Source organism: Pedobacter ginsengisoli, assembly GCF_002736205.1.
GTDB lineage: Bacteria > Bacteroidota > Bacteroidia > Sphingobacteriales > Sphingobacteriaceae > Pedobacter > Pedobacter ginsengisoli_A.
The window spans coordinates 3859127-3882699 of the sequence record NZ_CP024091.1 but is presented as its reverse complement, the minus strand read 5'-3'; the positions used below and the strand labels follow the sequence as shown (position 1 = coordinate 3882699).

Sequence of the window (23573 nt, the reverse complement as noted above, 5' to 3'; positions counted from 1 at the left end):
CACACATTTGTTATTAACACCCTGAACTTTTATTTAATTAACTTTGTTTTTAAAACTTATATATATGATTAAAAAGAACTTGAGTAATTTTTCTTCTCGAATACTTGGAATGTCTTTGTTGGCGATTATTCCTTTTATGTCATTCGCTCAAAAATCTAATTGGCAAAATTTGGATCTAAAAGCAGACTCTACCTTTGGTATTAGTACAGAAAGGGCATATAATGAATTGCTGAAAGGTAAAAAGTCCACTAAAGTAATTGTTGCTGTTTTAGATGGTGGAGTAGATATAAACCATGAAGATCTCAAATCAGTTATCTGGATAAATAAGAAAGAAAAGGTAGGTAATGGCAAGGATGATGATAAAAATGGTTATACAGACGATATAAATGGTTGGAATTTTTTAGGGTCTGCTAAAGGATCAATTAATTATGAAACCTTAGAGTTGACCCGTTTGGTGCGCAGGGATAGTGCTAAATTTGGAAAGGCAGATGCGACTTCAGTCCCGGCAAGTGATTTAACCGCTTTCGAAGCTTATCAGAAAAATAAAGCTGAACTAGATAAAGAACTGGCTGAAGCAAAGGAAGGGCTGGAAAATTATTCGGCAATTAAATCTGCAATTGATGATTTAGTAAAGAAGTTAGGAAAGGATAAGCCGACTTTGGAAGATATCGAGGGATTTAAGCCGACATCTGATATTGAAACAAATGTACAAAGGGTATTATCGCAGCAATTAAAGAATGCAACTTTCGACGAATTCTATACTGATCAGATACTGGCCGGTTATGAACATTTTAAATCGCAGGTAGATTATAATTTAAACCTTGATTACGATCCGAGATCTATAGTAGGCGATGACCCTAATAATAGCAAGGAGAAGTTCTATGGCAATAATGATGTTGCAGGTCCTGATGCAAGACACGGATCTCACGTGGCAGGTATTATTGGTGCAGTAAGGAAGAATAATCTGGGTGTAGATGGTGTGGCAGATAACATTGCAATTATGGCTGTTCGGAGTACTCCAAATGGAGATGAGCGTGATAAAGATGTTGCAAATTCAATTCGTTATGCCGTTGATAACGGCGCAAAGGTAATCAATATGAGCTTCGGCAAATCGTATTCGTGGGATAAGGCTATTGTAGATGATGCAGTTAAATATGCTGTTTCTAAAGACGTTGTTATTGTGCATGCTGCCGGAAATGATAACGAAAACCTGGAAGTAGCCAACAATTTTCCGAATCCAAATTATGAAAAGGGTGGAACTGCTGCTTCATGGATTACTGTAGGAGCATCAGGGCCAAAAAATGATGAGACAATAAAAGCCAGCTTCTCAAACTATGGAAAAAATACTGTAGATGTTTTTGCTCCTGGGGTGGATATAAATTCAACTATACCAGGGTCTAAATATGAGAAGCTAAACGGAACCAGTATGGCCTCTCCGGTGGTAGCCGGCCTGGCAGCATTAATTCGTTCTTACTATCCTAAACTAACAGCAGTGGAGGTTAAGGATATAATTATGAAGTCAGTTGTTAAGGTTGAGCAAAGCGTAATAATTAAGGATGAAAATGATGATACAAATAAAACTGTACCATTCGCAGACCTTTGTGTTACCGGAGGGATCGTAAATGCATACAATGCATTAAAACTTGCTTCTGAATATAAGAAATAATCTAATAAGATGACACCAGTCTACACCTGCAGACTGGTGTCAGCCTTTAAAATCTCTTTGTTTCGTTTGGTAAAGCAAACAGATGGTGTGATATTCTATTATCTTCCATAAAGCAAAGACGTTCGTATTTATACTCATTAACTTTCACCGGATCCTTAAGAGCTGTGAAAATTTCAATTATAAGGTTGTATATGCTTAAGCAAATCATGTTCAGATGATTTCTTTTGAATAGCTCCAGAGAATCATTGCAGTAATGGAAAGCAATAGTGTACTCCTTTCTGTTTTTGGCCTGATAAGCCCGCACTATTTTTATAATTGATTCTGTATATTTTGTAATCTTGAATCTTGATTTATCATTAGCCAAAGAAATAAGGATTTGCTCCAATCTGTCGGTTTCTTTGTCAGGATTTATTTGTGAACTAATGAAGGTAAAAATACTCATTAAAAAAATCGACATGGGTGCCCTTTTTGAAAGTGCCTTTGCATGTTGAAATGAAATTGACTTTATAAGGTTTAGGGTTGTCGTCTTTTCCTCAAACAGTTGATCTAATATAATAATAAGTAGATAGGAAATAGCTTGTTGAGGGGTTACATCATTAGGATCTTGCATTAAAATCAATGCCTCTATATCATTATAGGTCAGTTGTTCTTCAGAATATGGTAGGCCTACGATTTTAGCGTAAATCATCGAAACGATATCGTGAGGTGCTATTAACCATTTAGAGCTCTTAAATTGAGCAAGTATCTCAATTCTTTCTTTAATTGGTCCATTATTCAAACTCAAAATATCAAATAAGGCGAGTAATGAATGATATATCAATAGGTTCTCATTTGTATCAGCTACTTTGATAAGTACCGATATAGCCTCTTTATAAGAAGAATCTATAAAGTCAAAATTAATTAGCTCCCTAATAATGGAGTCATGAAGTTTGTGCTCCTTTAACAACTTAATTGTTTCAGGACTATATTTGTTTCGATATTCTAAATTCTCAGCTATAAAAAGAATTAAGTAGTTCTTCTCATAGTTATTTAATCCCAGATCAAAGATGTTGGTTAATGATTTAAAATCACCAATTCTAATGATGAACCTGAGGGTCCACTGTAAGAGTTGAAATCTGGAGTTACTATCCCTGTACTGTTCTTGAATATAGTTGAAGAAAGAGATATCTACTTTTAAATGATTTTTTTCGAGAAGCTCAATAAATAGGAAATATTCAAATATATGGGGATGAATAAAACGAACATACTCCCTTGGGTGAAATTCCTGTTGGCTTTTCTCTTCCATTAGGATGCCCTCTGTTAAAAGCTCCATGTATGCATTTTTAAATGCAGACAATTCATTTATAAGATCATCTTTTGGGACAGAAGTAGTATTTTTTCCATAATTGGTTAACTGAATGATCTTCTTTAAGAAAAGGATTTTTTCAGTATAATAATTGGAACGGTATATCTTGTCTTGAATAAAACGAGATGTCAGCTCATAGAATGTAATATTTGTAGAATAGTTAAAATCAGGGTCTTCTTCTTTTAACTGATAATATAGTTGTACATGAAACGGAAACTTTAACTGAGATTTAAGTTTAGAGTTGATTTTATTTGAATCAATTTTGTTAATTTTTGTCAGTATTAAATCAACTTCTTTTTCTGTAAGTGGCGGTACATTGGAAATATCGTTAACATTGAAGTAATTTCCAGGGAACCACTTTGTTTTTAAAAAAGCGGAGTGTCTTATCCGGTCATAAAATTTGATCCACGTTGTGGATCTCATACTCATTACTAATTTGATGCATTCGTTTTCTTCGATGTTGCATATAAAGTTTATGATACTTTCGAATAACTCCTTTTTGAGATCACCTTTCATTATTAACTCCGAAAAGCCATCGAGGAATATTATGAATTTACCACCGGTAGTATTATAATTTTGATTGATATAATTAATTAGACTATCCTTAGGATGGATTCCCAATTGCAATTTTAATTGATCTTCAAAATTCAGAGATATGTGATCTTTATTAATAAAGCTGTAAGCACTAATAAATAGGAGTGTAGAGTCTTTATATTCCGTATGATTAGTGTTAAGGAATTTTTCTGCCAAATGACTTAGAATGATAGTTCTGCCATAACCTGGCTGTGAAATAAAACAGGTAAAACTGTAATTGTTCTTAAAGAAGTCTTCAAAGTCATGCTCAGCAAATTTCCGCCCTATGGTTAGCTCGTATGGCATTCCAGATCGGTTTTTTATACTTTTTAATGTAAAGTCTGTTATTTTGGTCGCCTTGTCATGGATTTCTTTCCAACTGCGAAGAGAGGTCTGCTTACTGAGGTTTAATTGGTTGTCTATATTTTCGGCATATTCGTCATTAACATATTCCGATAGTGTGGTTAGTGTGAATTTTGAAAAGTTATGTTTGACCATAGCAAAGCCAAACAGTCTCTTAATTGTTGTTTCACTAACATTCTTATTCAATGTTTTGCTGATCTCAATTGAAATTCTTTTACAATCTGCAGGGGTGATGGTTCGAATTCCTGTTTTGGATAGAATTAAGCTTTTAAGTTCGTTTAAGATAAATGTTTCATCCATACATTATAATTGAGCGTCAAATTCTTGAACGAAACGAATATAATGGTTTATGTAGGAACAATGAATATTTCTTCAATGGATAAAAAATGAACGTCAATGAATTAATTTTATAATTACCTGTATTACAGTTTATTACGAGTAATGTCTTCTGTTTGCTTGTTTTTTTTATTCAAAAATGAACAAAATGAATGGCAAATAAGAGTTCTGAAGCCTTAAATGAACAATTCGAATGCGGTTTGCGATCTAATCTATGACTAAAATTGTACCAAGTAAATTAGATAATCTCAATCCCTCTCCTATGAAATGGACATCTACCCTACCAGGAACTCTTAAAAAGTCTATTCTTATTATTATAAGTATTGTAGCAATAACGTTATTAAATACAAAATCGTATGCGCAAGCTAAACAACGTGTATATGCGAGCACCGACAGAACCGGTACCCTTGGGCTTTGCCTTATCTGTGGCGTTGACAATAGAGGGAATGCAATAGACGCAGGTGCTGATTTTTTAAATACGGCCTCAACTATTAATGTTGGAGTTGGTGTAGCTGGGCAGCAATATCAGGAACTTATATTTCCTTCGGGTAATTTACCAGGCGCGACGACCGGGTCAGTAGTTAAAGTCTCAACCGGAAGCGTATTAAGTGTAAGTGCATTGGGTGCAATTACAGTACAGGCTTTTAATGGTTCAACTGCTGTCGGAAATCCGGTAGATGCAGGGTCATCATTATTGAACCTTTTGGCAAGTGGTAACCAGGCTGAGATTTTTCTGCCTGCTCCCGGAGCGGCTTACGATAGAGTTCGTGTTAAGGTGAATGGGGGATTACTAGCAGTTGCTGCTAGTATTAATGTATACCATGCTTACTTTTTAAAGGATGCTATAAACGGAGCATGCGATGCTCCAATTGAAGAGCTTCATGGGGTTGTGGGAAATATTGCTGCTCTTGGCGCGGTAGTAGATCCCCAAAATGCAATTGATGGGAGTGAGGCAACAAAATCTGTTTTAAATGCTTCAGTCGGACTTGCAGCTTATGCTCAGCAAACTATTGTATTTTTAGGGAATTCTGTAATTGGAGATTCTGTGCGCATGGTTGTATCAACACCTGCGGCATTAATAGAAGCACAACTTTTAAATTCTATTTCAATTCAAACATTTAATGGAAATGTACCTGGGGCAGTTGTTGCAGGTTCCAGCGGTCTGCTAAATTTAAGATTACTTAATGGAGGAGGCAATACAGCGGTTATTACATTTGCACCGACAACACAATTTGACAGAGTGCAAATTAGGTTGGGAGGAGTGTTAAGTGTTTTGGCCTCAATAAACCTACATGAGGTAAGCAGGATAATGCCTACAACCACAGAGATAAATGGAGTGGTAAGTAAATCGGCAATTGTTTGTATTGGTGATCCGGTAGTTTTAAAGATAAATGGACCTCAGGCGGGTGCAACATATACATGGTATACGCAAGCCTCTGGTGGTACCGGAACTACAGGTACAACTTACACACCTGCAAATCTGGTAGCAGGAATAAACAAATTCTACGTAGAAGCAAAACGAACAGATTGTACTAATACTTCACCCCGTACCGAAGTAACTGTAACAGTTAATGATCCAATTCTACCAGTGGTAACTACCCCACTACCTATATGTAATGGAGGTACAGTTACGCTTCAGGTGGATTCACCTGTGCCCGGACAGACATATAGATGGTATGATGTTTCTACTGGTGGCACCGCTTTGGCTACAAGTGTAACTTTTAACTCGCCAGCATTGGCTGCTAATAAAATATATTATGTTGAGTCTGTAATTGGTACTTGTGTAAGCTCAAGGGTTGCCGTAAATGTAACGGTAAGTCCTGTAGTAGCTCTCGCAATAATTACAACTAATAATGAAGTAATCAGCGCAGGTCAAACAGCCACACTTCAGGCAACAGCCGATGCAGGCAATACCATTAAATGGTATGCAGCTGCAAGCGGAGGTTCCGCACTGGCTAGCGGGCCAAGCTTTACCACACCTGCTTTAGCAGCTACTACTACTTATTATGTAGAAACTGAGAACGGATCAGGTTGCGTAAGCTCATCAAGAGTAGCGGTGAAGGTAACTGTGACCCCAATCTCTACAGGTTTACCATGTAATGCAGCCATAGCTCAGCAGAGCGGTATTGATGGTCTGTGTTTATTATGCGGAGTTGATAATCCGGGAGCATCTACAGATGCAAATGCTACAAACTTTACCAGCATTCATTTGGCGGTAGGTGTGGGAGCAACAGGTTATCAGCGTCTGATTTTTGCAAATCCGGGAACTGCAACTGACAGTATCCGTATAGATATAGAAAATCCAAATGGCTTATTAGACTTATCTCTGCTTGGCGGAATAACCGCAAAGGTGATGAATGGAACTACTGATGTAATTTCTTATCCATTAAACTCATCGTTATTAACACTTCGCTTGTTAAGCGGAAATAGGGCAAAGGTCACAATTCCGGCAAGTGCTGTATACGACAGGGTAGAGATTCGTTTTGGTGCACTGGTTTCTGCTTTAGACAATTTAAATATTTATGGTGCAGAAGTTATTTATCCAAACCCTACAGTAACCTCAGGTGATCAGTCGATCTGTTCAGGCAGTACAGCTGTACTGAAAGCTACAGCCAATGGCGGTACTACGTTACGATGGTTTGCTACAGCCAGCAGTACTACCGTACTTGCAACTGGTGAAACCTTTACTACCCCAGCACTGACAGCTACTACAACCTATTATATAGAAGTAAGCAAAGCTGGTTGTGCCAATGTAGAGCGTGTACCTGTTAAAGTAACTGTAAATCCTGCAATAGTTTTTGCTACTACAGTACTGAGCAATGCAACAGTAAGTTCACCATATTCAAAACAGATTACAGCAGCTACAGGAGGTACACCTGCATTTACCTATGCCCTTGCGGCAGGCAGCAGTTTACCTGCAGGGCTGACCTTATCGGCTAACGGTACAATTGGAGGAACCCCGACAGCATCCGGAGATTTCACTTTCTCTGTTGTTGCCACCGATAGTAAACTGTGTACAGCAACAGCTACCTATACTTTAAAAGTAACCGCAGCGTTATCGCTTCCGGCGGCTACTTTACCAAATGGTATTGTGGGAACCACTTATCCTACGCAGACTATACCTGCGGCTATCGGAGGTACTACCCCATATACCTATACGGCAACCAATCTTCCTCCGGGTCTGAGCTTTAACCCTACGACCAGGGAGATCACCGGTACACCAACAACTAAAGGTACATTTGTAATTCCTGTTACGGCTACTGATGCCAATGGCAACAGTGTATCCCGTGATTATACCATCATAGTAAGAGACCCATTGGTATTACCGGCAGCTACCCTTGCAGATGGTACCGTAGGAGTTCCTTATCCTGTACAGACCATTCCGGCAGCAACAGGAGGAGCGGGTCCATATACTTACAGTGCCACAGGAGTTCCTTCCGGCCTGAGCTTTGATCCGTTAACCCGTACCATCACAGGTACGCCGACTACAAAAGGTACCTTTACCATTCCAGTAAAAGTTACCGATGCAGATGGTAGCAGTGTTACGAGAAATTATACCATAAAAGTAAGCGATCCACTGGTACTGCCTGCAAAAGTTCTGGCAGACGGTACAGCGGGTACATTATATGCTACCGAAACCCTTCCATCTGCAACAGGTGGAACAGGGCCATATACTTATGTTGCCACTAACCTTCCTGCGGGCTTAAGCTTTAATGCCACTACCCGTCAGATCAGTGGTACACCAACTCAGTCTGGTTCCTATAACATAAACGTAGAAGTTACCGATGCAGTTGGTACAAAAGCAACCCAGATTTATGCTTTAAAAGTAAACGGAGTATTGTCACTTCCTACAGCAGTTTTACCAGCTGGTCTTGTAGGTACAGTTTATCCGGAGCAGACACTTCCGGCAGTAACCGGAGGTACTTCACCATATACTTATGCGGCCACAGGCGTTCCTGCAGGATTAACCTTTGACCCATTAACCCGTAAACTTACCGGTACACCAACCACAGGAGGTAACTATACGATAAAAGTAACCGCTACTGATGCAAACAACCTTTCAACCAGTACAGATTATGCCCTTGTAGTTAATGTTGGCGCACCGGTAGTTGCAGCAGCTACCACCTGCAGTGGTACTACAGCAACACTAACCGTATCCAATACCCTTGCGGGTGTAACTTACAGATGGTATGCTTCAACTGGCAGTACATCAATTGCCAGCGGATCAAGCTTTACTACCCCAGTGTTAACCGCTACTACTACTTATTATGTAGAGGCCGTATCAGGCACCGCAGTAAGCAGCCGTACATCAGTTGTTGTTACGATCAATGCAGCTCCGGCACTGGCCACTATTGTTACCAATAATGAGACCATCAGTTCAGGTCAAACAGCTACACTTCAGGCAACAGCCGATGCAGGCAATACCATTAAATGGTATGCAGCTGCAAGTGGAGGTTCCGCACTGGCTAGCGGGCCAAGCTTTACCACACCTGCTTTAGCAGCTACTACTACTTATTATGTAGAAACTGAGAATGGATCAGGTTGTGTAAGCTCATCAAGAGTAGCGGTGAAAGTTACGGTAACCAGCGGACCGGTAAATCCGAACTGTAATGCAGCCATAGCTCAGCAGAGCGGTATCGATGGTCTGTGTTTATTATGCGGAGTTGATAATCCGGGAGCATCTACAGATGCAAATGCTACAAACTTTACCAGCATTCATTTGGCGGTAGGTGTGGGAGCAACAGGTTATCAGCGTCTGATTTTTGCAAGTGCAGGATCAGCTACCGACAGTATCCGTTTAGATCTTGAAACTCCTACAGGTCTTGCAGATGTAAGTGTACTTGGAGGCGCTACAGTTATTGTACTAAACGGTACCAATGTGGTGAACAGCTATCCGTTGAATTCATCACTTCTAAAACTAAAATTATTAAGCGGCAACAGGTTTAAAGCTACCGTGCCAGCTGGCGGTATCTACGACAGGGTAGAGATTCGTTTTGGTGCACTGGTTTCTGCTTTAGACAATTTAAATATTTATGGTGCAGAAGTTATTTATCCAAACCCTACAGTAACCTCAGGTGATCAGTCGATCTGTTCAGGCAGTACAGCTGTACTGAAAGCTACAGCCAATGGCGGTACTACGTTACGATGGTTTGCTACAGCCAGCAGTACTACCGTACTTGCAACTGGTGAAACCTTTACTACCCCAGCACTGACAGCTACTACAACCTATTATATAGAAGTAAGCAAAGCTGGTTGTGCCAATGTAGAGCGTGTACCTGTTAAAGTAACTGTAAATCCTGCAATAGTTTTTGCTACTACAGTACTGAGCAATGCAACAGTAAGTTCACCATATTCAAAACAGATTACAGCAGCTACAGGAGGTACACCTGCATTTACCTATGCCCTTGCGGCAGGCAGCAGTTTACCTGCAGGGCTGACCTTATCGGCTAACGGTACAATTGGAGGAACCCCGACAGCATCCGGAGATTTCACTTTCTCTGTTGTTGCCACCGATAGTAAACTGTGTACAGCAACAGCTACCTATACTTTAAAAGTAACCGCAGCGTTATCGCTTCCGGCGGCTACTTTACCAAATGGTATTGTGGGAACCACTTATCCTACGCAGACTATACCTGCGGCTATCGGAGGTACTACCCCATATACCTATACGGCAACCAATCTTCCTCCGGGTCTGAGCTTTAACCCTACGACCAGGGAGATCACCGGTACACCAACAACTAAAGGTACATTTGTAATTCCTGTTACGGCTACTGATGCCAATGGCAACAGTGTATCCCGTGATTATACCATCATAGTAAGAGACCCATTGGTATTACCGGCAGCTACCCTTGCAGATGGTACCGTAGGAGTTCCTTATCCTGTACAGACCATTCCGGCAGCAACAGGAGGAGCGGGTCCATATACTTACAGTGCCACAGGAGTTCCTTCCGGCCTGAGCTTTGATCCGTTAACCCGTACCATCACAGGTACGCCGACTACAAAAGGTACCTTTACCATTCCAGTAAAAGTTACCGATGCAGATGGTAGCAGTGTTACGAGAAATTATACCATAAAAGTAAGCGATCCACTGGTACTGCCTGCAAAAGTTCTGGCAGACGGTACAGCGGGTACATTATATGCTACCGAAACCCTTCCATCTGCAACAGGTGGAACAGGGCCATATACTTATGTTGCCACTAACCTTCCTGCGGGCTTAAGCTTTAATGCCACTACCCGTCAGATCAGTGGTACACCAACCCAGTCTGGTTCCTATAACATAAACGTAGAAGTTACCGATGCAGTTGGTACAAAAGCAACCCAGATTTATGCTTTAAAAGTAAACGGAGTATTGTCACTTCCTACAGCAGTTTTACCAGCTGGTCTTGTAGGTACAGTTTATCCGGAGCAGACACTTCCGGCAGTAACCGGAGGTACTTCACCATATACTTATGCGGCCACAGGCGTTCCTGCAGGATTAACCTTTGACCCATTAACCCGTAAACTTACCGGTACACCAACCACAGGAGGTAACTATACGATAAAAGTAACCGCTACTGATGCAAACAACCTTTCAACCAGTACAGATTATGCCCTTGTAGTTAATGTTGGCGCACCGGTAGTTGCAGCAGCTACCACCTGCAGTGGTACTACAGCAACACTAACCGTATCCAATACCCTTGCGGGTGTAACTTACAGATGGTATGCTTCAACTGGCAGTACATCAATTGCCAGCGGATCAAGCTTTACTACCCCAGTGTTAACCGCTACTACTACTTATTATGTAGAGGCCGTATCAGGCACCGCAGTAAGCAGCCGTACATCAGTTGTTGTTACGATCAATGCAGCTCCGGCACTGGCCACTATTGTTACCAATAATGAGACCATCAGTTCAGGTCAAACAGCTACACTTCAGGCAACAGCCGATGCAGGCAATACCATTAAATGGTATGCAGCTGCAAGTGGAGGTTCCGCACTGGCTAGCGGGCCAAGCTTTACCACACCTGCTTTAGCAGCTACTACTACTTATTATGTAGAAACTGAGAATGGATCAGGTTGTGTAAGCTCATCAAGAGTAGCGGTGAAAGTTACGGTAACCAGCGGACCGGTAAATCCGAACTGTAATGCAGCCATAGCTCAGCAGAGCGGTATCGATGGTCTGTGTTTATTATGCGGAGTTGATAATCCGGGAGCATCTACAGATGCAAATGCTACAAACTTTACCAGCATTCATTTGGCGGTAGGTGTGGGAGCAACAGGTTATCAGCGTCTGATTTTTGCAAGTGCAGGATCAGCTACCGACAGTATCCGTTTAGATCTTGAAACTCCTACAGGTCTTGCAGATGTAAGTGTACTTGGAGGCGCTACAGTTATTGTACTAAACGGTACCAATGTGGTGAACAGCTATCCGTTGAATTCATCACTTCTAAAACTAAAATTATTAAGCGGCAACAGGTTTAAAGCTACCGTGCCAGCTGGCGGTATCTACGACAGGGTAGAGATTCGTTTTGGTGCACTGGTTTCTGCTTTAGACAATTTAAATATTTATGGTGCAGAAGTTATTTATCCAAACCCTACAGTAACCTCAGGCGACCAGTCGATCTGTTCAGGCAGTACAGCTGTACTGAAAGCTACAGCCAATGGCGGTACTACGTTACGATGGTTTGCTACAGCCAGCAGTACTACCGTACTTGCAACTGGTGAAACCTTTACTACCCCAGCACTGACAGCTACTACAACCTATTATATAGAAGTAAGCAAAGCTGGTTGTGCCAATGTAGAGCGTGTACCTGTTAAAGTAACTGTAACTTCAACTCCAAGTGCTCCTGCAGTAGCAGCTGTTGGTCCTGTTTGCTCCGGATCTCCAGTAACACTATCTGTGAACAGTCCGGTAGTTGGAATAACATATACCTGGTATTCTGTTGCTACAGGTGGAACCGCACTGTCTACAGGAACCAGTTTCACAACTCCTGTATTATCAGCAAATACAACTTATTATGTACAAGCTTCTGCAGGTACCTGCTCAAGTACAACGCGCACTGCTGTGGCAGTTACGGTTAATCCGCTACCTGCTCAGGCAGTTGTCAATACAAACAATGTTTCAATAAGCTCCGGGCAGACTGCAACGTTGGTAGCCACTGCAAGTGCAGGGTTAACAATGAATTGGTATGCTGCACCAAGCGGAGGATCTATACTTGCAACAGGTGGAAGCTTTACAACCCCTGCATTAACAGCAACTACTACCTACTATGTAGAAACTGTAAACGCTACCGGCTGCGTTAGCTCGGCAAGAGTTCCAGTTACGGTTACCGTAGTTGGAGGCCCTGTTAATCCAAACTGTAATGCTGCAAATAGCCAACAAAGTGGCATCGAGGGCATCTGTCTGTTGTGTGCAATAGTTGATCCAGGTAATTCTGTTGACAATAATTTCACAAATTATACTTCAATAGCACTTCCAGTTGGTGTTGCTGGTTCTGGCTATCAAAGATTATTGTTCCCAACTTCAGGTGCTGCAACCGACAGTATCCGTCTGGATCTTGAAACTCCTACTGGCCTGACCGACGTAACGGTGCTAGGCGGTATTCAGGTAAGAATAATGAACGGTACATCAGTTGTTAAAACCTATGATCTTAACTCTTCATTACTATATCTAAAACTTTTGAGTGGTAATAGATTCTCGGCGACCCTACCGGCAACCGGAATTTACGATAGAGTAGAAGTTAGAGTTTCAGGACTTGTATCAGCCTTGGTAAATCTGCGTATTTACGGAGCCGAAGTGATTTATCCAAATCCAACTGTTTCTGCATCCGGCCAAACAATCTGTTCAGGATCTGCAACAGTTCTTTCTGCGGCCGCAAATGGTGGAACAACTTTAAGATGGTACACTGAAGCCACAGGCGGAACTTTAGTTCATACTGGAGAAAACTTTACAACTCCTGTATTAACTACAAATACAACTTACTATATAGAAGTTAGTAAAGGAAGCTGTGCAAATAAAACACGTATTCCTGTTACAGTTACAGTAACTACTGCTCCGGCCAAACCAGTGGTAGCTGCAGTTGCTCCTATTTGTTCAGGGTCTTCAGCAGTGATCCCAGTTACAAGTCCGGTAACAGGTACAACCTATAAATGGTATACTGCCGCAACAGGCGGAACCCCAATTTTCACTGGTGCAATATTTACAACGCCAGCATTAACCGCAAATGCAACTTATTATGTTGAAGCAGCGAATGGTACTTGTGTAAGTGCAACACGTACGGCTGTTGCTGTGAGTGTAAATCCACTTCCGGTACTTCCACAAATTCAGGCATCTGCAACTACAATTAACCCAGGTCAGACTGCTATATTGACGGCAACCTCTACCGATGCAAATGTTACATTCAAGTGGTATACTTCGGCTACTTCAACCACTGCTATAGCAACGGGACCAACTTATGTAACCCCACCGCTTACTGCAACAACTACCTATTACCTGGAGGCAATTTCAAACGCTACAGGATGTTCTGCACCGAGCCGAGTTCAGGTAACAATTAATGTAAATGGTGGCGGTAGTCCGAATCCGGTTCCTTGCGAAGCTCCAACTTTAGAAGAGCACGGAGTAACAGGTGTTGCGCTTCTTTCAGGAGTATTTAATCCGGAATTAGCTATAGATAACAATACCAAAACCGGATCTTCTTTGGTTCTTGCAGTAGGAGCATTAAACGCATCAGTTTATCAGCGTTTGGGCTATTCCAGCTTATCTAATATTGGCGATACTGTTCGTGTATTGTTAAGTGCTCCTGGAAAATTACTTTCACTGGGCATTCTTTCAAGCATTCGTGTAGGTACTTATGATAATAATACAAATAACAATGATGGTTTAGCAATAAACGATCCTCTGGTACGTGTGGAATTGTTAAGTGGAAACACCGAAGCTTTAGTTTCATTTGTGCCAACTAAGAGGTTTAATAAAATTGAGGTGAGTGTAAATTCAGGTCTTGCAGGAGTATTGACTACTGTTGATGTAAATTATGCACAACGTGTTCCTGTAGCTCCTGAAGTAACTGTACCTAATATTACAGCTTGTGCTTCTCAAACAGCTACACTTACAGTACAAAACCCTAAGGCAGGTATCACATATAAATGGTACGATGCAACAGGTGTTTTCCAGGCAAATGGAACTAGTTTCACTACACCTGCTTTAACTGCTAATACAAGATATTTTGTTGAAGCTAATACGGCCTCTGGTTGTACAAGTTATAGAACTGCTGTAAATATTACAGTTACACCTGCTCCTCAAACACCTGTTCTGGTAGCTAACGATATCAATACCTGCTCGGGTAATGATGTTACTTTAGCTGTTAGCAATCCACTTACCGGAATTATTTATAAATGGTACGATAGTAATAACGTATATCAGGCTGGTAAAGATGGAGTAACCTTTACAGTAACAGGAGTTACGGCAGCTAGTAGCTATTCCGTGTCTGCGGTTAATAGCTGTTTAGTTGAATCGGCAAAAGCAAGTGCTACCATTAAGGTAGGTACATTGGATAAACCAGTAATTACCCCTGCCTCAGTTACCGTTAGATCTGGTTCTCGTGCCATTCTTACTGCTACCTCAAGTACAGCGGGTGCATTGTTTAAATGGTATGATTCACCAACTTCAACAACAGTTCTTGCTACTACGGCTGAGTATACAACAGATCCATTAGTAAATACAGGTACGGTTGATATAACAAGAACTTTCTATGTAACTGCAGAGTTAGCGGCAGGATGTCCGGCTTCAGCCAGAGCATCTGTTGTAGTAACTGTTACTCCAAATGCATCTCCGACGGACATCCCTTGTGAAGCAGCAACTGTTGATCTTGGATATGGTGTTGATGGTTTGGGTATACTAACAGGGGTGTTCAATCCAGAAAAAGCAATAGATGATAATGCAGAAAGTGCTTCTTCATTTGTTATGCCAGTTGGTGCATTAGGTGCTTCGGTTTATCAAAAAGTTGGTTTCACAGGTCTATCTAATGTTGGTGATACACTTCGTGTTCGTGTAAGTTCTCCTGGTAAATTATTGTCTCTTGCAATTTTATCATCTGTTGAATTGACAACACTTAAAGCAGGGGTTAGTAACAATGATATGATTGTTGTTAGCAATCCGATCGTTCACCTGGAACTGCTTAGCGGAGACAGGGGGCAATACTTTCTTTCGTTCCACAGAAACAGTTTGATGGAGTGGAGTTAAGAATAAGATCAGGTCTTGCTTCAGTGCTAAATACGCTTGATTTTAACTATGCTCAGCGTGCTATTGTTGCTCCAACTGTTCAAAGCGCAACAGTTAGTGCTTGTGCTGGCACATCAGCTACCTTATCTGTAAAAAATCCAATTGCTGGTATTGTATATAGATGGTATAAAGGAACTGAGTACTTAACCGGTAAAGATGGCGTGAGTTTAGCCACTGACCCTACACTTGCGGCAGGAACATATGATTACTTCGTGGCCGCATTACGTAATGGCTGTCAAAGTGCCAAAACGAAGGTAACAGTTACCATCCTTGCATCACCAGATGCTCCAGTTGCTGCAACAGGAAATCCTGCAACAACTTGTCCGAATACTCCGGTAGCGTTAAAAGTGAATCCTGTAACAGGCGTAACCTTCAACTGGTACGACGCATTAACAGGTGGCAGCCTTTTGGCTTCAAATACCGATACTTATACAACCCCTGCAAGCTTGTCTGTAGGGAAACATGACTTCTATGTAGAAGCAGTAAATGGTAATTCATGTGTAAATACAACACCACGTACCAAAATTACTTTAGAAGTAAATCCAACTGCACTTGCGGCTGACATAGCTGTTGCAGGAGCGAGCGCACCTTTCTGTGCTGGCGCCCAAGCAACATTAACAGCTACAAGCACAACGGTAACATCACCAGTATTTACGTGGTATAAAGATGCTGCATTAACTGATGTAGCATTTACAGGTGCAACATTTAAAACACCTGTACTTACTACAACAATAACTTATTACGTAACAGTAAGAGGCGCAAATAAATGTGAGAACACTGCTGCAGGTGCCAAAGCCGTAACTATAACGGTTAATCCGCCTGCGACAGCGGCTGATCTTGAAGTAAGTGGAGCCGATGCACCATTCTGTGCAGGTACAATAGCAACATTAACAGCAACCACAACTACTGTTACCAATCCAATATTTACATGGTATAGTGATGCTGCGTTAACTAATCAGGTTTTTGAGGGTGCTGTTTACAAAACGCCTGCTCTTAACGCATCTACAACACTTTATGTAACAGTTAGAGGTGCTAATAAGTGCGAGAACTTAAGTTCAGGCGCCGAGATTGTGACAATTACAGTAAACCCTCCTGCAACTGCAGCAGATATTGCTGTGAGCGGAGCGGGAACACCTTTCTGCGCCGGAGCAATAGCAAATCTTGTTGCCAGCAGTACCACAGTTACAAATCCTGTGTTTACCTGGTACAGAGATGCGGCCTTAACAGACGTTGCATTTACTGGCGCAACATTTAAAACGCCAGCCCTTACTGCAACTACTACTTACTATGTTACAGTTAAAGGATCTAATAAATGCGAGAATACTGCAGCTACGGCTAAAACAGTTACTTTAACTGTTAACCCACCTGCACTTGCTACTGATATAAGTGTAGATGGAGCAGATGCACCATTCTGCGCAGGGAATCCAGCTAAATTAACCGCAAGCAGTACAACTGTTGCAAACCCAGTGTTTACCTGGTATAGTGATGCTGCCTTAACAAATGCAGTCTTTACCGGAGCAATCTTTAATACTCCGGCACTTACAGCTACTAAAACCTACTATGTAACGGTTAAAGGATCTAACAAATGTGAAAATACTGCCGCAACAGCTAAAGCGATCACATTAACTGTTAATCCACCGGCCCTGGCAACCGATATTAATGTTATAGGAGCCGATAAACCATTCTGTGCAGGTTCAATTGCCAAATTAACGGCAAGCAGTACAACTGTAACAAATCCGGTATTTACATGGTATAGTGATGCCGCATTAACTGATGTAGTATTCACTGGAGCTGTATTTAATACACCAGCGCTTACTGCTACCAAAACTTATTATGTAACCGTTAGAGGTGCTAACAAGTGTGAGAATGCAGCAGCAAATGCTAAAGTTGTAACATTAACTGTTAACCCACCTGCAATAGCATCTGATATTGTAGTGGCTGGAGCAGGGGCGCCAATATGCTTTGGAACAACTGCCAAACTAACAGCAAGTAGTACAACAGTAACTGATCCTGTATTTACATGGTATACTGATGCGGCATTAACTAATGCAGTATTTACCGGAGCAGAATTTACTACTCCTGTATTAACAGCAACAACAACTTACTACGTAACTGTAAGGGGATCGAATAAATGCGAGAACACAGCTGCTACAGCAAGGGTAGTTACCTTAACTGTAAATCCTCCGGCAGTTGCTTCAGACATCAGCGTGGCTGGTACCAATGATCCAGTTTGTGCAGGTACAACAGCTAAACTGACTGCAACAACTACAACAGTCACAAATCCTGTATTTACCTGGTACAGTGATGCTGCGTTAACCAATGCAGTATTCACGGGAGCAGAATTCACAACACCTGTGTTAACTGCAACTACCAGCTACTATGTAACAGTAAGAGGATCTAACAAATGTGAAAACACATCATCTTCAGCAAAAGTGGTTACTGTAACAGTTAATCCACCGGCAACAGCCGCCGATATTAATGTAGCAGGGGCTGATTCTCCATTCTGCGCAGGTACTTCAGCTAGGCTAACTGCAAGCAGTATAACAGTAACAAACCCAGTGTTTACCTGGTACAGTGATGCTGCCTTAACAAATGCAGTCTTTACCGGAGCAATCTTTAATACCCCAACGCTTACAGCTACCAAAACTTACTATGTAACAGTAAGGGGCGATAACAGATGTGAAAACACAGCTGCTACAGCTAAGGTTGTTACTGTAACAGTTAATCCACCGGCAACAGCCGCTGATATCAATGTGGCAGGAGCTGGCTCTCCATTCTGTGCGGGTGAAACTGCTAAACTAACTGCAAGCAGTACAACTGTAATAAATCCAATATTTACATGGTATAAAGATGCTACATTAACTGATGTAGCATTTACCGGAGCGGAATTTATTACCCCGGTATTAACCGCTACTACTACTTACTATGTAACAGTAAGGGGCGATAACAGATGTGAAAACACAGCTGCTACAGCTAAGGTTGTTACTGTAACTGTTAATCCACCTGCACTAGCATCTGATATTATGGTGTCAGGAGCAGGGGCACCATTCTGTGCAGGTACTACAGCAACACTTACAGCAAGCAGTACAACTGCAATTAATCCAGTATTTACCTGGTACAGCGATGCCACCTTGACCAATGCAGTATTTACCGGAGCAGAATTCACTACTCCTGTATTAACTGCAACCACAACTTATTATGTGACTGTAAGAGCATCTAATAAATGTGAAAATACAGCAGCAACTGCAAAAGTCATTACAATTACGGTAAATCCTCTACCTGAAACACCAGATGTAGCTACCGTGGGAACAAGTATATGCAGCGGCGAATCAACTGTGTTGACAATAGAAAATGCGGAAGCAGGAATACTGTATCAATGGTACAGCGCTGCAACAGCAGGCATATTGTTGCACACTGGAGAACAATTTACTACTCCGGCCCTAACAGCTAATACAGATTACTACGTATTGGCGGTAAGCGCTTCAGGTTGTGGAAACGCAACTGGTAGAGTTAAAGTGACTGTAACTGTTTCGCCAAAACCACTAACACCGGTAGTAGTTTCAGCAGTGGTAGATGCTTGTATAGGAAGCCCTGCGGTATTGAGTGTGTCAAATCCTCAAGCCAATGGAGTAACATACAAATGGTATACAACTGCATCCGGTGGAACCGCTGTTGGTACAGGTGCAACCTTTACTACACCAGTCGTAACTACAACAACTACTTATTATGTTGAAGCTTCAACCGCATCTTGTGTAAGTACTGGCCGTACAGCAGTTAAAGTGAATGCTGCACCAATTCCTACAGCACCAACTGCAGTATCAGGAGCTGATGGTCCATTGTGTTCAGGTACAAGTATTACACTTTCGGTAACCAACCCAGATGCAGCACTTACATATAGTTGGTATACAACTGCAACGGGAGGTACTTCAATTGCTCAGGGAGTTACATTTACAGCCCCAGCATTAACCACCACCACAACTTATTATGTGGAAAGTAGTAATGCAACCGGATGTACAAGTACTTCACGTACATCAGTTGTAGTAACCGTACTAGGTAAACTTGATGCACCGGTTGTTACCGTAAAAGAGAATAAAGCAACTGAAATAACATTCCAGTGGAATCCAATACCAGGAGCTACTGCTTACGAAGTTTCATTAGATAACGGAGTAACGTGGGTGACAGTTACTGGTGGAGCTACCGGAACTACTTACCTGGTTCCTGGTCTAAAACCTGATCAGAGTGTAACCATAAGAGTTAGAGCTAAAGGTCAGCTTGACTGTCAGCTAAGTGACGCTACAAGCTTAACCGCGAAGAGTGATAATCCTTTAGGAAACACAATTTTTGTTCCTAATACATTTACTCCAAATAACGACGGTAAGAATGATATTCTGTACGTGTACGGAAATACAATTGCAAAAATGAAGTTGCGTGTATACAACCAATGGGGGCAATTTATTTACGAATCATTAAGCATCCAGAACGGATGGGATGGAACGTATAAAGGTGATGTACAGCCGAATGGTGTGTATGTGTATTTCCTGGAAGCGGAATTTAATGACGGGACTAAAACCACTAAAAAAGGCACAATAACCCTATTAAGATAAAAGATGTTTCCAGTTAATATTAATCATTTACCTAAAAACTCGAAAAACAAATTTGTTATGAAGAAACTAATTAAAATAATAGCAGTAGGAGCGTTTTTAAGTTTGGGAGCTGTAAGGGTAGTTGCACAGATTGATCCTCACTTCTCTCAATATTACGCCCACCCGCTATGGCTAAACCCAGCACTAACCGGAGTAACGGATGGTGAATATAGGGTTTCCTTGAATGCCAAACAGCAGTGGGGAACTATTTCAAACTCATTTTTAACCGGGGGAGCGTCATTTGATATGGCCCCGGTTAAAAACTTAGCGTTCGGAGCAATGGTTTTAAACCAGAATGCTGGAGATATTAGTTATAATCATCTAAGCGCAATGGTTTCAGGAGCTTACCGCATCCATTTCGGAAAAATCGGCTTAAATATGATCAACTTTGGTTTGCAGGCAGGTATTCTTAATAAAAGCTTCGATCCTTCGAAGATTACCTTGGGAGCCCAATTCAATCCAATAACCGGTTATGATCCAAACTTTGGAATAAACGAATCTTTTGCATCATCTAATACCTTAGTGCCAGATGTGAATGCAGGGTTTATGTATTTTGATGGAAACCCAGGACAAAGAGTTAACGTGTTTGGAGGTGCAATGGCTGGTCATATTACCAGACCGGTCGATAAGTTTTTAGGTAACAGTGTTCGTATGCCAATCAGGTATGCGGCTCATGGAGGTGCCAGAATAAAGATGTCAGAGGTGCTTGATATTACACCCAATGGTTTATATATGAAACAAGGTAATGCGCGTGAAATAGCAATTGGTGCCTATGCACAGCTTATGCTTAATCAGGAGTCTGATTTGCTTTTCGGATCTAACTATAGAGTTGATGATTCCGCAATAGCTTTCTTCGGATTGCACTTGAAAAATATGGTCTTTGGCGTAAGCTATGATTTTAATACTTCAAGTTTAAGTAGAGCTACCCGCAATCAGGGAGGTTTAGAACTATCCATTTCATTTACCAGTAAAAAAGGAATTACAGGACCTAACTTCTTTTGTCCAAGATTATAAACTAACGCGATATGAACCGAGCATGATTAATCATGCGAGCTCATCTGATCACCTAAACATAAATAAATCACTTACAGATGAAACTGCTTAAAACATTACTGATCCTGTGCTTATTTACAGCTGCTGCAAACGCGCAATTTGTAACCAATAGTAAGAGAGTAGCGGATGTCTATTTTCAAAATAAAGAGTATTACGCAGCTGCAGAATATTATAAAAGATCTTTGCAACTATCATCAGCAGATAGTGCTGGTTTTGTAGTTCCTTATGGTTTTGCAAATAAGATAAAACAAGATAACCCTAAAAAGGAAGATTACGAATACAGCGTATTTCAATTGGCCGAATCATTAAGGCTTTATAAAAACTTTACCGACGCAGAGAAGTGGTATGCTTTGGCTAAAGAATTTAAAGATCCGAAATATGTACTTGCTACATTCTGGTATGCTGAATCTTTAAGGGCCAATCAAAAATTTGAAGAAGCAATAGCCGCATTTAACCAATTTTCTGGAAAATATAAGCTTAATGATACCTATGTTACAAAAACAAAATCCGAAATAGCTTCTTGTCAGTTTGCATTATTCGAACTACGCTATCCAAGATTGTTTAAGTTAACCAAGCTTCAAAATGATATTAATCAGAAGGGATCTAACTATACACCAGTTATAAAGGATAGTAAATTTTATTTTACTTCTTCCAGGCCAGTAGGTGATGCAGGGAAAAAGCAAGTTTTAACTGATCAAAACAATGCAAAGGTTTCAAAAAAGGAGAGTCCATATTTAAATGCTGTGTACGAAACTCCCGGGAATCCTTTAACAGGCGGCATTACAATTAAAAAAGTTGCCCTAAACAGTTTAGATAAAGAATCGGCAGCTCCGGCTTTTCATCCAAATGGAAAAGCTATTTATATTACCAGTTGGACTGCTCAGGGAGACAAAAAGATATATCAGTTAACTTCTTCTGATAAGGGATGGAGCGATCCTGTTGAATTAGGTAGTCAGGTAAATGTTAAAGGATTTAATTCTATTCAGCCATTTGTTACTAAAGATGGGAACTACCTAATTTTCTCATCTAACAGACCTGGGGGACAAGGTAAATACGATCTATGGTATTGCCCTTTAAGAACGGATGGATCACTAGGTCAGGCAATAAACTTAGGTAATAAGATAAACTCTTCAGAGGATGACCAGGCACCATACTATAATGCCCAAACCAAGAAACTACTTTTTAGCAGCAATGGCAGAATAGGTATGGGTGGTTTTGATTTTTATGAAAGTGAAGGTGACTTCACTAATTGGTCAGAGCCACGCAATGTTGGTTATCCTTTTAACTCCTCAAAAGATGATATTTATTATACCCCGGCTGATAATTCTGATACAGAAGGTTATATCAGTTCAGACAGAGAATCACTATGCTGTCTGGAGGTTTTTAATGTAAAACGTGAATATCTTACAGTTAAAGGTATCGTTTACGATTGTGATACAAAATTACCTTTGTCCGATGCAACTATAATACTTGTTGATTCGTTACAAACACTTAAAACAACCACAAATCAGGCAGGTGAATATATTTTTAAAGTAAGTTCTAATCGTAAGCTAAAACTTACAGCAGAAAAGGATAAGTACTTCTCTAAGATTCTAAACTTTAGTTACGATGACCTGGCAAAAAAAGATACCTTGTTTAGCCCGGATATTTGCTTAACACCTTACGAAATTGATAAGCCTATAGTACTTAAGGATGTTTTGTATGAGTTCGATAAAGCAACCTTAACCGAAGATTCAAAAGGTAAGCTAGATCACTTATTCTCAATAATGGAAGATAACCCTAAAATTGAAATTGAGCTAAGTGCACATACTGATAGTAAAGGGTCAGATGCTTACAATATGGATCTTTCGGTAAGAAGGGCAAAATCCTGCGTAGACTATTTGGTTTCAAAGGGAATACCTATCTCAAGAATGACAAGTAGAGGTTATGGCGAAACAAGGCCCGTAGCTCCTAACGAATTACCTAATGGAAAAGATAATCCAGAAGGCCGCGCACTTAACAGAAGAACAGAATTTAAGGTAACTAAGAAATAAGCTGCAATACTCTTATCTATTACAAGTCTTCGGAATTTCATATTCCGGGGGCTTTTTTTTTGAAATTTTTGCTATAAATATTGGGAAAATACTTCCAGTTTGAGTAAAGTCTGCCCCTCAGGATTATAAAGGTTGTAGCTTTTGTAATACACATTTCTGCAATTTTATAGCTTAATTCCAATCTTAAACTCATGATGAAACATCTATCATCTAATAAAGAAGTGGGTCTTTATTGGATCTCGGCCATAAAGAATACTTGTTTTACAGCCCAAATATAAATAGGGTATGGTAATTGCCATATTGGTGA

At 40.8% G+C, this 23573-nt stretch carries 6 protein-coding genes; 5 read left to right on the top strand and 1 reads right to left on the bottom strand.

Annotated features, from left to right (window positions below; genetic code table 11):
- Nucleotides 1-64 precede the first annotated feature (64 nt).
- A complete protein-coding gene (locus CPT03_RS15935) occupies nucleotides 65-1666 on the top strand; it encodes a S8 family peptidase (protein WP_099439757.1) in 1602 nt (533 codons plus the stop codon).
- A 46-nt stretch (nucleotides 1667-1712) separates the two neighbouring features.
- Here the strand turns inward: CPT03_RS15935 and CPT03_RS15930 are convergent, their stop codons facing one another.
- On the bottom strand, nucleotides 1713-4247 hold the full coding sequence (locus CPT03_RS15930; RefSeq protein ID WP_099439756.1) for a hypothetical protein: 2535 nt from the start codon (nucleotides 4245-4247) through the stop codon (nucleotides 1713-1715).
- 250 nt (nucleotides 4248-4497) lie between these two features.
- On the opposite strand from CPT03_RS15930, the gene CPT03_RS15925 reads away from it, so the two are divergent.
- From CPT03_RS15925 to CPT03_RS15910, 4 genes are all read left to right on the top strand, one after another.
- Nucleotides 4498-15498, top strand: a complete 11001-nt coding sequence (locus tag CPT03_RS15925) for a putative Ig domain-containing protein (RefSeq protein ID WP_099439755.1) — start codon at nucleotides 4498-4500, stop codon at nucleotides 15496-15498.
- A complete protein-coding gene (locus tag CPT03_RS15920) occupies nucleotides 15489-20141 on the top strand; it encodes a gliding motility-associated C-terminal domain-containing protein (protein ID WP_099439754.1) in 4653 nt (1550 codons plus the stop codon). Before CPT03_RS15925 ends, CPT03_RS15920 begins: the two co-directional genes overlap by 10 nt.
- A gap of 57 nt (nucleotides 20142-20198) precedes the next feature.
- Nucleotides 20199-21194 carry a PorP/SprF family type IX secretion system membrane protein gene (locus tag CPT03_RS15915; RefSeq protein ID WP_099439753.1) on the top strand — a complete coding sequence of 332 codons (996 nt, stop codon included), beginning with the start codon at nucleotides 20199-20201 and terminating at the stop codon, nucleotides 21192-21194.
- A 77-nt stretch (nucleotides 21195-21271) separates the two neighbouring features.
- Entirely contained in the window at nucleotides 21272-23266 is a 1995-nt protein-coding gene (locus tag CPT03_RS15910; protein WP_099439752.1) for an OmpA family protein, read from the top strand.
- Nucleotides 23267-23573: the final 307 nt, after the last annotated feature.